This window comes from Methanolobus sediminis, from assembly GCF_031312595.1.
Classification (GTDB): Archaea; Halobacteriota; Methanosarcinia; order Methanosarcinales; family Methanosarcinaceae; genus Methanolobus; species Methanolobus sediminis.
Window position 1 is genome coordinate 513,459 of sequence record NZ_CP133592.1, and the last position, 12,215, is coordinate 525,673.

Annotated in this window: 9 protein-coding genes; 6 read left to right on the forward strand and 3 right to left on the reverse strand. The window is 42.2% G+C overall.

Annotated elements, in window-relative coordinates; translation table 11 throughout:
- Positions 1-113 precede the first annotated feature (113 nt).
- The 6 genes from RE474_RS02300 to RE474_RS02325 all read left to right on the forward strand — a co-directional run bounded on the left by RE474_RS02300 (position 114) and on the right by RE474_RS02325 (position 7,900).
- The gene (locus RE474_RS02300; protein ID WP_309311378.1) at positions 114-479 is read left to right on the forward strand and encodes a hypothetical protein; all 366 of its coding nucleotides are present in this window, start codon (positions 114-116) and stop codon (positions 477-479) included.
- A 37-nt stretch (positions 480-516) separates the two neighbouring features.
- Positions 517-1,386 carry a metallophosphoesterase gene (locus tag RE474_RS02305; RefSeq protein ID WP_309311379.1) on the forward strand — a complete coding sequence of 290 codons (870 nt, stop codon included), beginning with the start codon at positions 517-519 and terminating at the stop codon, positions 1,384-1,386.
- The gene (locus RE474_RS02310; protein WP_309311380.1) at positions 1,383-4,214 is read left to right on the forward strand and encodes a DEAD/DEAH box helicase; all 2,832 of its coding nucleotides are present in this window, start codon (positions 1,383-1,385) and stop codon (positions 4,212-4,214) included. The genes RE474_RS02305 and RE474_RS02310 overlap by 4 nt, the downstream gene beginning before the upstream one ends.
- A gap of 103 nt (positions 4,215-4,317) precedes the next feature.
- Positions 4,318-4,503: an MM0924 family protein gene (locus RE474_RS02315; RefSeq protein WP_309311381.1), complete on the forward strand. Its 186-nt coding sequence runs from the start codon at positions 4,318-4,320 to the stop codon at positions 4,501-4,503.
- 226 nt (positions 4,504-4,729) lie between these two features.
- Positions 4,730-5,740 carry a methylcobamide:CoM methyltransferase MtaA gene (gene mtaA / locus RE474_RS02320; RefSeq protein ID WP_309311382.1) on the forward strand — a complete coding sequence of 337 codons (1,011 nt, stop codon included), beginning with the start codon at positions 4,730-4,732 and terminating at the stop codon, positions 5,738-5,740.
- Between the two features lie 228 nt (positions 5,741-5,968).
- Positions 5,969-7,900, forward strand: coding sequence for a hydantoinase/oxoprolinase N-terminal domain-containing protein (locus RE474_RS02325; RefSeq protein WP_309311383.1), 1,932 nt, complete (start codon positions 5,969-5,971; stop codon positions 7,898-7,900).
- A gap of 155 nt (positions 7,901-8,055) precedes the next feature.
- Here RE474_RS02325 and mtaB read toward each other — a convergent pair whose 3' ends face one another.
- From mtaB to RE474_RS02340, 3 genes are all read right to left on the reverse strand, one after another.
- Entirely contained in the window at positions 8,056-9,441 is a 1,386-nt protein-coding gene (gene mtaB / locus RE474_RS02330; RefSeq protein ID WP_309311384.1) for a methanol--corrinoid protein co-methyltransferase MtaB, read from the reverse strand.
- Positions 9,442-9,456: 15 nt separating this feature from the next.
- Positions 9,457-10,218, reverse strand: coding sequence for a methanol--corrinoid protein MtaC (gene mtaC / locus RE474_RS02335; protein ID WP_309311385.1), 762 nt, complete (start codon positions 10,216-10,218; stop codon positions 9,457-9,459).
- 855 nt (positions 10,219-11,073) lie between these two features.
- Positions 11,074-12,207: a GTP-binding protein gene (locus RE474_RS02340; RefSeq protein WP_309311386.1), complete on the reverse strand. Its 1,134-nt coding sequence runs from the start codon at positions 12,205-12,207 to the stop codon at positions 11,074-11,076.
- Between the last annotated feature and the right edge of the window lie 8 nt (positions 12,208-12,215).

Sequence of the window (12,215 nt, forward strand, 5' to 3'; positions counted from 1 at the left end):
AATTGAGAAAAGAACAAAAAGGAATTCAGAACTGCATAATATAATAAGAGGTAAATGTCATATTATCTTTTATGAGTTCCATATTTGAAAAGCTGATACCACAACAACGGAAAATGTCCACCAAAATCGGCGGCTTGCTGATAATAGTAGGGGAAACCATGTTCCTGTTCTCCCTGCTCAATTTCCTGATGATCACCAGGCTGCAGTATTACAGTTCAGGCGACAGTTTCATGAGGGTTCTCTTTCCCCATTACCTGTTATTCCTTGCAGCACTTTTCATAGTGGCATTTCTGGGGATGTGGCTTACCTATGTGTACGTTTTCCCAAGCAAACAGCGCTTTTCCCAGGAACAGGCAATAAAAGATGACAGAAGTCCGATGTATAATAAAATCCTTGAACTTGAGAATGATATCGGTGAACTGACAAAAGTTGTTTTTGAAATGTCAGAGAAAATAGACCGCCTGACTGAAAAGGATTAAGCCAGGGATAAATGCTAATCTAAAAAAAACCGTTACAATGATAAGTCAAATTGATCCGCTTATTGATGAACCTGCCCTTGTGGTAAGTAACAAAACAAAGTCACTGGTAGTTGCCGATATCCACCTGGGAATCGAATGGGATCTTTACAGAAGTGGATTTTCAATTCCAAGCCGCATGAAATACGGCCTTGAAAGAATTCTGGCTTACATCAGCCAGGTTTCTCCTGACAGGATAATCCTGCTTGGAGATGTGAAACACAATGTCCCACAAATATCATGGCAGGAGAGAGATGAAATTCCTTATTTCCTCTCAGTGCTTTCCGACCATGCAGATGTTGATATTTTTCCCGGAAACCACGATGGTGGAATCGAGTACCTGCTGCCGGACAGGAAGAATATAACCGTGCATCCGGCAAGAGGAGCCATCATTGAAGATGTGGGTTATTTCCACGGGCATACATGGCCTGACCCTGAAATGTTCAAAGCCCAGTACATCATCACCGCACACAATCACCCGACAATCCGCCTAACCGACTCACTTGGTTATGCCATGGTGGAACAAAGCTGGATAAGGACACGTTTGAATCTTCCTGTACTTCAGGAACATTTCAGCAGCCTTGAACTTGAAAAAGAAAACGGGAACTGGAACGACCCTGAACTGATAATTGTGCCATCGTTCAATGAACTATGTGGTGGTGTGGCCTTTAATGAATCACTACATGATGACCTGCTGGGACCATTATTCTCATCACGTGGTGTTGATATTGACAATGCACAGGCATATCTGCTTGATGGAACTCAACTTGGAAAACTGAAGAATATAAGGAAACTTGAAGAAAGTAAGGTTCGGCCGAGGATCAAACGTAAAGGTGTAAAGAAAGATGAGCAAAAAAGGAGCAGAAAATGAGTTTTGATAACATATTTGATTCATTTGATCAGAGAATCCAAGCTGCCCTGGAAAAACAAGGGTTTAAAGCACCTACCGAACCACAGGAAAAAGTATTCCCATATATTCTCAAAGGTGACCACACATTCCTTATTGCTCCTACTGGTTCAGGAAAAACCGAATCTGCAGTTCTTCCTATATTCCATGCCATTCTTGCTAAAAACCAGGAACAGAGAGTTGGAATATCAGCTCTTTACATCACACCCCTGAGAGCTCTTAATCGTGACATGCTTTCCCGAATACAATGGTGGGGAAAGGAACTTGGTATAGACGTGCAGGTCAGGCACGGAGATACTTCTCAGTATGAGAGACAGAAACAATCACGCAAGCCGCCTGATTTTCTAATTACTACACCTGAAACTTTACAGGCGATGTTTACCGGTTCACGCCTTAGAAAGAACCTATCATATGTAACCCATGTTGTCGTGGATGAGATACATGAAATGGCATCATCGAAAAGAGGAACTCAACTTTCTGTCGGCCTTGAAAGACTTGTGGAACTTTCAGGCGAATTTCAGAGAATCGGGCTTTCAGCCACAGTAGGTAATCCTGAAGAAGTGGCAAAGTTCCTTGCCGGTTCTGAAAGAGAAGTGTCCATTGTTTCTGTATCCCTGCTCAAACTTCTGGATTTTAGCGTTGTAAGTCCACAAGTTACTGACGAGGATATTGAACTCTCAAAGAAACTGGGATGCGATGTTAATTTTGCAGCACACATACGCTGTGTAAGAGATATTGTTCTGGCCAATGTCTCCACGCTGGTTTTTGTGAATACAAGGCAGAGTGCTGAAGCACTTGCTGCCGGATTCAACATGCTGGAATTACCAATAGGAGTTCATCACGGTTCGCTGTCCGTGGATTCACGTATCGAAGCAGAGGAATCATTCAAAAACGGTGACCTTCAGGGACTAATTTGTACTTCATCAATGGAACTTGGAATTGATATTGGTAATGTGGATCACGTGGTACAGTATGGTTCACCGAGACAGGTTTCCAGGCTCTTGCAGCGTGTCGGACGTGCAGGACACAGGATACACGAGGTTTCCAGAGGTACTATCATTGCCATGGATGCCGATGATGTGGCTGAGAGCATGGCAATCTGCAAACTTGCAACCGAAGGAAAGGTTGAATCAATTTCACCCCACATGAACTCACTTGATGTTGTGGCAAACCAGCTTGCAGGGATTGTGCTTGATTTCGGAGATATCGGGATTGATAAGATACACAGCATCCTGAAGAGAGCTTATCCTTTCAGAAACCTTCGGATCGAGGTCCTCAGGAAAGTGATAGACCAGATCAAAGATTATCGTATGGTCTGGCAGGAAGAAGGTTCCGATAATATCAGCCGCAGGAAAAAGAGCTGGCAATACTATTATGACAACCTCTCCATGATTCCAGATGAGAAGAAATATGAGATTTTCGATATTGTCACCGGCAGGCCGGTAGGTATGCTGGACGAGGCTTTTGTTATCAACTTCGCCACTCCCGGTGCCGTGTTCATTACAAAAGGTGATATGTGGCGCGTCATTGAGATGGTAAGTGACCGCAACAGGATTAAAGTGGAACCTGTCAGGGGCATGGGAGAAATACCAAGCTGGACAGGTGAAGAGATTCCTGTTCCTTTTGAGGTTGCCCAGGAAGTTGCAAACATACGTTCTGTTATTGCAGGTTTGATAATAGAAGAAAAGGAAGATAGTGAAATTGCCACTGAACTGGCTGCTTTGTACCCTATTGACCCTGAAAGCCTTACAGAACTTCTTTCCATACTCAGAGAACATGTTGAAGGCGGTTATCCACTTCCTGATCAGCATCTTTTTGTCATAGAGAACGACGGTGATGCAGTGCTGATAAACACTTGCATTGGCCACAATGCCAATGAGACGCTTGCAAAAGTACTGACTTCATTGCTGGCTGCAAGATATGGAAGTAGCGTGGCGCAAGAGATAGACCCTTACAGGATAAAGATGACACTGCCACGCAGGATCAAAGCTAAAGAAATTGAAACTCTTTTGCAGGATATTCAGCCGGAGCACATTGAACCTATTATTGAGATGACACTGAAGAACACTTCGTTGATGAAGTGGAAAATGGTGCATGTAGCCAGGAAGTTCGGTGCCCTTAGCAAGGATATTGATTATGATAGAATAAGCATGAAGAAGCTTCTTGAGATCTATCGTGACACTGCAATGTATGACGAGGTTATCAGGGAGATATTCCATGATATGCTGGATGTTAAGAGGGTAACGGAAATACTTACAAGGATGGCTGAAGGTGAGATTCGGCTTGTGGTGAGCAGATCAACACCAATAGGAAGCTCGGGTTTTTCCATGAAACGTGACCTTATAGCTCCGGAAAAGGCTGACAGGTCAATTGTTATGGCTTTGAAGGAACGCATTATGAATGACAATGTTATCCTTTTCTGTGTGCATTGCAAGAAATGGACATCAAGAAGACAGGTAAAGAATGTACCTGAGGAGATAATTTGTCCTGTTTGTGATTCGGGGATGGTGGCAGCACTCAAACCCTGGGAAGATGAAGAGATAAAACTTGTAAGAAAGCAGGATAAAGTAACTGCAAAGGAGGATATAAAACGTATCCGCAGGGTTTACAGGAATGCGAATATTGTGATGACGCATGGAAAAATGGCAGTTATAGCACTTGCGAGCAGAGGTGTTGGCCCTGAGATGGCTACCCGTGTTATACAGAAAATGCGACATGATGAGGAAGCATTCTATCGTGACATTCTGGTAGCTGAAAGAAACTATGCCAAAAACAAGAGATTCTGGAGCTGAATTGCTTTTATTTGTTAGGTATGTGGAATAGATAATCTTAATATAAATACAAAACAAATTTAATATGGTTGAAGGTCATCGATCTTGAGCCGGGAGGAATAAAATGCAATCTTTTATAGTTGAGCACTATCTGCAAAAGAAGATCGACATTTATTGTGGTGGTCCTGATAGGTTCTTTGGGGTAGTTGAAGCATGTGCTGATGGTGTGCTGACCATCAAGGACAACGATAAATACACACATATTGCCATTGATAAGATAATTGCCATATGGAGCGATGAAAAGAAGTAAACTGAATTGTTTACAAATGCTAATTTATTAGAAATATGCTTTTCTCTTTTTTTATAAACTATTTGTATCCAGATTATATTTATTCAATTTATTCCTGAGTTGTTAATGGTTATTAATTTGAATTTTTTGTCATTTTCTGCATCCTCCTGCATTAATCCAATAGTTTTATATCTGATGTTACGCAAATCTGGGTGACTAAAATCTACTCAACAGAGAAGGATTCATTATGAACATGAAAGAAAGATTACTCAAAGCATTGAAAGGTGAAGAAGTTGACAAAGTACCTGTATGTACAGTAACACAGTCCGCTATTGTTGAGCTCATGGACCAGACAGGTGCAGCATGGCCAGAAGCACACACAGACGCACAGAAGATGGCAGACCTTGCAATCGCATCATACGAAGTATGCGGTCTTGAGGGTGTAAGAGCTCCATACTGTCTCACAGTACTTGCTGAGGCAATGGGATGTACCATCAACATGGGTACAAAGAACAGACAGCCATCCGTCACCGAGCACCCATACCCAAAGGGTGTTGAAGACCTTAAGATGCCAGAGAATCTCCTCGGAACAGGCAGAATCCCTGTCGTAATGGAATGCATGAAGATCATCAGAGAGAAAGTAGGAGACGAAGTACCTATCATCGCTGGTATGGAAGGTCCTGTAACCCTCGCATCCGACCTTGCAAGTGTAAAGAAGTTCATGAAATGGTCAATCAAGGCACCAGAAGACTTCAACAAGATTCTCGACTTCGCATGTGATGCATGTATCGAGTACGCAAACGCACTCTTCGACGCAGGAGTAGACGTAATCAGTGTACCAGACCCAGTATCATCCCCAGACCTCATGGCTCCTGACACATTCGACAAGATGCTCAAGCCAGTCCTTCAGAAATTCGCTGATGGTGTAAAGGGCCCAATGATTCTCCACGTTTGTGGTGATGTAAGTGCAATTCTTGAAATGATGGCAGACTGCCACTTCGAGTCTATCAGTATTGAAGAGAAGGTAAAGGATCTTAAGGGCGCAAAGGCAAAGGTAGCTGGTAAGGTAACTATCTGTGGTAACGTATCAAGCCCATTCGTACTTCTCGCAGGCGATGAAGCAGCAGTAAAGGCAGCTGCAACAAAGGCACTCGAAGACGGAATCGATGTCCTCGCACCAGGCTGTGGAATTGCACCTGACACCCCAGTTGCAAACCTTAAGGCAATGGTCGAAGCAAGAAACGAATACTACGCATAAAATCTTTAACAATAGCATGCCATAGTTTTACTATGTCATGCCACATTCTTTTTTTCTTAAAATTATTAAATTTAATGTTTATTGCTGTCGTTTTTAGTCTTCGGCGTTAACATAAATCTTTAATATAACCTGAGCACATCTTTTATTGATCAAAGGTTATTTGCACAATTCACACGTCTTTTCAAATTTAACTTTGGTTCTTTTGCATTGTAAAACAGGAGATATATTATGCACTATAGTCTAGGAATTGATGCAGGCGGTACGTATACTGATGCTATTCTTGTGAGAGATTCAGACGGAACTGTAGTAGGTTCAGGGAAAGCACTTACAACATACCCGGATCTTGTAGAAGGAATCAAAAATTCAATTGATACCCTTGACCCTGAATACGTAAAAAAAGTAAATCTTGTATCAGTTTCAACTACTCTTGCAACCAATACTGTACTTGAAGGTACCGGAAGTCCTGTTGCTCTTATCCTTGTCGGCGAGCATCCCATTAAAGGAGATTTCCCCGCAAAGCACGTGCTTTCAATATCCGGAGGACATAGTTACAATGGTGAAGAGATTGAAAAACCTGATATTGCCGCAGTAAAGAAATTTGCTGAAAAGTACAAGAATGATGTTTCAGCTTTTGCTGTTTCTTCATTTTTCAGTATAAGGAATCCTGAACACGAATTGGAAATCACGACAGTTCTTCATGAGATCACAGGATTGCCAGTTGTTTGCGGTCATGAACTCTCACAGGATCTTGGTGCGTATGAACGTGCAGTTACTGCATCTCTTAATGCACAGCTTCTTCCGATATCCCATAAATTTGTCCAATCTGTTATCGACGAGATAAAAAGAAGAGAAATAGATGCACGTCTGCTTATGCTAAAATGTGACGGAACGGTTGTTGGTTTGAAAGATGCACTGGAAAAACCTGTTGAAACTATATTCTCTGGTCCTGCTGCAAGTCTTGTGGGAGCTTCATTCCTTTCAGGACTTGACACATGTGCAGTTGTCGATGTTGGTGGAACCAGTACCGATGTATCTGCCATAATGGACGGAATTCCTGAACTTTCTGATACTGGAGCGGTTGTAGGAGGATGGAAAACCCGTGTCCGTGCAACCAGGATGGAAACTTCCGCAATGGGAGGGGATAGTCATGTATGGACACGCAACAAAGTAATCCACATCGGACCACGAAGAGTGATGCCCCTCTGTCTTGCATCATCAAAATATCCGGGATTTCTGGATAAACTTAAAAGAAACCTGATTCCTAAGAGAAGTGTTCTTGATAGAAACATCCAGCCTACAAAGTTCTTCATGAGATCAGGTTTTGAACCTAAAGGACTTGAAGATTCTGAAGCCGAAGTCCTCAAAGCTATTGGCGATGAACCAATGAGTCTGGATGAAATTTCTGCAATTTCCACCCGCTATCCTTCTACTGTTATACTGGATTCACTAATACAGAAAAGGCTCATACAGTCAATAGGTTTTACTCCTACTGATGCTCTCCATGTCCTGGGTGAGTATAACTCATGGGATGTAAAAGCATCAGTAATTGGAGCTGAAAAACTTGGAAAGCTGAATAAAATGACTGACGTGGAATTCAGTATCAAAGTAAAAGAAATAGTTGCAAAGAATATGGCTTTCAACCTGATGACTTACATCTTACCTGATATTGAAAGAAATGGCATTCAGAAGATTGTCGATGGAAAATTCAATGCACGATTTAAACTTGATATTCCTGTTGTACTCCTTGGTGGTCCGGTAGTAGCATACAAAGAGATTATTGAAGGAATTATAGATGCAGATATCACGGTTCCAGAACATGCTCAGGTTGGTAATGCTGCCGGAGCTCTTTTTGGAAAAGGCATCCGAAGAATAGAACTTATTGTAAGACCGGTATCCATTAACGATCTTGATGCAGGGTACTATGTATTCTCCCCGGAAGGAAGAAGTACTTTTACAGATTATCGTGAAGCTGTGGAATATGCTGAATTGCATGGAAAAGAAATGGTTGTTGAATACATGGGTGAATGTGGTGTTAGCAGAGATAATCTCGATATTAAAATGACAAAACACACATTTTCTCCAGAAGACTGGAAGCATGATCCGGTTGAAACTGTGATACAAATTACAGGTATAGGTTATCCCAAGAAATTTACAAAATAATCCATTATTTTTTTTGTAAAATTTGTTGAAAATTAGATTCAGAATAGATTAATTACTGTGGTATTTCTAAAAAACCAGACTTTACAGTAAAGTAAACAACTATTAAAAAAAGAAAAAAGGAACAAGTTCCAAAAGAACTTGTTTCGCTTCTAGACTTAGAACTTGTAGTTGTCTTCTGGTCTGAAGACTGCGACTTCTGCCTTGTACTTCTCCATGCTGTCGCTCATGAAGGTAGACTCCTCGTCGGTCATTGCGTCGAGTGCTGCCTTTGCGTCGTTCAGAGCGTTGATCTCGAACTTGGACATTACGAGCTTCTTTGGATCTGCACTGGTCAGGAGGTCACAGCATGCAATTGCTGCATTCTTTGAACGGAGGTAAAGGTTGTCTCCATCCTTTGCGATTGCTTCAGCAACCTTGTATGCGTTGTCGTATGCAAGGACGTATCCCTGTGGGTCTCTGTACTTGTCAGAGAGTACGAGGATGTCACGGAGCATCTTTGCGTTGCCGGTCTCAGTTGCTACGTTGAGCATTGCTGCATCGTAGTTAAGGGACTCGGACCAGCACTGTACAGATGTACCACCGAATTCACCGTGGTATTCTACAGATTCGTTGGACCAGAGGTCACAGCACTGCATGACGAGGTTACCCATTACGTCAGAGTGAGCACAGGTTGAGGTCTTTCCTTCCTGAGCGATTGGGCATCCGGTGATTGCTTTTACGATTGTGTTCTCGTATCCACAGTCCTTTCCTGGACCCTGAGCACCTGCTTCATATCCTGCGAGTGTCCTTGGTGCGGAGATTGCTCTTGCGATGATTGCAATGGTGTGTGCAAGGTTCTTGTCAAGGAGACCACCTGCTATGAACATAGCGGTGTTTGCCTGTGAACAGTCTGTGTCACCAGCTGCAATTCTGCCCTTCTTGTCTGCAATCTTTCTGATGTCTTCCCAGATCATGGTCATGTCAATTGAACCGAGGCAGCCAATTGCGTAAACGAGACCAGGAATGTCGTTCCTGAGAATTGCGTAGTCGAGAACTTCTTTACCACCCATTGTTTCGATGGACAGGAAGTCTGCTCCAGCGTCTGCTACAGCTTCGAATGACTCCATAAGTACGTCGTACTTTGGACCGATGAGTGCAAGGAGGTCACGGTTCTCACGAACGTCACCAGGGGTGTGCCTGAGTGCGGTCTTGATTCCGTATTCTTCATGGTATTCTTCCATGATGGTCTTCTGGACGTGTGCGACTTCTCCTCCCCAGTCTGGGTTGTTGGTCATCTGTTCTACGTGTTCTGTCTCGAGTGAGATACCTGGGAAACCGACCTGTACTGCTCTTGCCATGATGTCGGTTGTGAGTCTGCGGTATTCAGAAACGAGTTTCTCCTTGGAGACACCAGCTTCTGGCCTTGGTGCATAGTTAACTTCACCAGTTACGTATCCTGCACCTACTTCTAATCCGAGTTCTGCTTTTACTGGGTAAACTGACTTACCGAAGATCATGTCGTCAGCATTCTTGTATGCAAGTGATGTGTATCTTTTTACCATTTCTGTCACCTCTGTTTAGTGTTTGTGGAACTGCTCCTTAAGCTGTGCAAGACCCTTTCCTGAAAGGATTGCGTCTGCCATCTTTGGTGCGTCTGCTGCTTCTTCACCATAGATTCCGAGCTCGTACTGTGTAACGAAGTCCTGGTTTACTGCTCCGCCACCGCACTGGAATGGTATCTTGATACCGGACTCGAGGAGTCTGTCGTTTACTTCCTTGAATGCATACATTGTTGTTGTCATCAATGCTGTACCTGTGAGCATCATTGGGCTTTCCTTCTTTACAGCTGCGATAACTTCATCTACTGGTACATCACGGCCAAGGTCAACTACTTCGTAACCAGCTGCTCTGAGGAGTGCTGCTACAATTGACTTACCGATGTCGTGTACGTCACCTTCTGCTACGTGGCAAACAACCTTTCCTTTTGGTTTTGGTGCTGCGCCACCCTGTTCCTTACAGTATTCGATACCTTCAAGCATTGCATCTGCTGACATCATAACGTTTGGCAGGAAGATGACACCCTGGTCGTATAAGTCTGTGACGATCTTCATTCCTACCATAAGCACATCATCGATGAGTGCTACTGGGTCTGCTCCGCCCTCGATTGCCTTCTCAAGACCTTCGATTACGTCGTCTTCTTCTCCATCGAAAATTGCAGCACAAATTGTCTTTGCAGGCTCTGTGCTTGGATAAAGTTCTGCTGCCATCTCTTCAGGTGTCTGTGCTTTTTCTTTAGCAACATTGTACCTAACTAATATTTTACTTGGGTCTATATCCATCTAATTCTACCTCCTTAGATTCAGATTGACTTCCTACTGAAACGCTAGCATACATTCAAACGAAGTATGCCCAGATCAGCAGATGGGTATCTGTCAACATATGACCGGTAACATTTCGCAAAAGTCTCCACAACCATTTGCTAACATGTTTTAGTCATTTGCTAACTTCATCTTTCCACATAACCACGTATTCTAGATAGCTATATAAACCTAGCGGTTTTGAATTTTTATAAAAATAAAACCATATATAGAAGAGATATATTTTTACACAGTACCACCAGATTTCATTTTTGTGGACTAATGGGTGACAAATAGCCTGATTATATTTAGAGTGTAAACCGATATTTACACAATATAATTCGCATTTATATCAAGTAAATTAAAGAAGTGACGGTTAACTTTAAATATAACTGCACGATTTTCCCGTTTTTAGACCAATAACTAAAGTTTGCTTGTTGAAAACGATTTAATTAGAGATATTAATATAAAAGATATATGCACTTTTTTCTTTTAACTGTACATCATTGAAACGCACATAATTTTGATTGTCGGTGAGGAAATTATGATAGTGAATGGATTTTAGATTTTTTTTACTAATTGTTAACCGTTCGATTTAAGTAACGTCAAAAGTCGAAGTGTACAAATAAACTTACACCATAAAATGCAACAGTTAACAAACGTACATGTTATGCGTTATACTTATATACGACATGATTTTGGTGAGACGCCTTACAAAAGAAAGATAGAAAAAGATCCGTACAAAACATGAATACAAAATGAGATCCTGGGTAAATACTGAATAAAAGTAATAAAAAAGATAGCAGCAAAAAGAATTGCTGCATTAATTTTTCATAATCAATTGTTATTGACTAGATCTATTGGTTTGACATGACCATGCCCATGATCGTGATCATGAGGTTTATTGTGCTTGAAACTGATCTTCCGGGCACCAAGTTTCTCAGAAATAGTATCATTTACTATATGCACAAGCTTCTCATGGTCAATACTTGAGACTGCCGAGAGAACCTTGAGTCGGGGCACTTGCCCGGTCTCTGTGTCGATGACTTCCATGGTAATATCCTGATCATATGCCGTAAGATTGGTCTTTACAGTATCAGAACCGGATTCAATGAAGAGCTTAATATGCCCCACAAACTCGGGACTGAGCTCTATTACTCTGGACTTAAGGGCAGTCATGATCTCTTTTGCAGTCACTTGTGCTACATCTGTAGATATTTTTCCATCCAATAGGAACTCCGTAGCATAACTGGCTATACCTGAAGCCTCAATAGAATCCAGAGTCTGTTCAACAGGCTTTCCTGTTGCCTCATCAATGACCTCTGTCTCAGGGCTTGTGGTCTTCAACTCATGATGGCCATGCTGACTGGGAGTATCCCCCATTGCAAGCTCAACGAATTCATACCAGTGCGCATCTTCCCTTGATGTGGAAAGCAACAGCACTTTTGCCTTTGGGTTAAGCTGCTGTACAGAAGTCTCAAGAATAGAGAGACGTATCTCATCGACAAGGTCAATCTTATTTATACATAAGATCTCAGCATCGATTATCTGGCGCATGGCAAAGTTCTTCGCTTCTTTCATTAGCTGCTTGAACCTGCTGCCATCTATAAGTGTAACAAGAGGCTGAACAGTAGTGTCCTTCAGATCCATCAGATCGACCTCATTCTTGATGATCTGCGGGAAGGCAATTCCGGTTGGTTCTATTAATATGATGTCAGGATGGTAATCCTTGTTAAGAATGGTCAATGTTGTTTTCATATTGACCTTAAGAGAACAGCAAATACATCCGCTTGTGAGTTCGGTCATATCAAGACCGTATTTGGAAATGATGTCTCCGTCAAGACCTACTTCACCTATTTCATTAACAATGACAGCAACCTTCTGACCGGCTTCACTGAATTCCTTGCCCAGTCGTATAATGGTGGATGTTTTTCCACTACCTAAAAATCCACCAACAACAAGTATTTTCATATTCAATT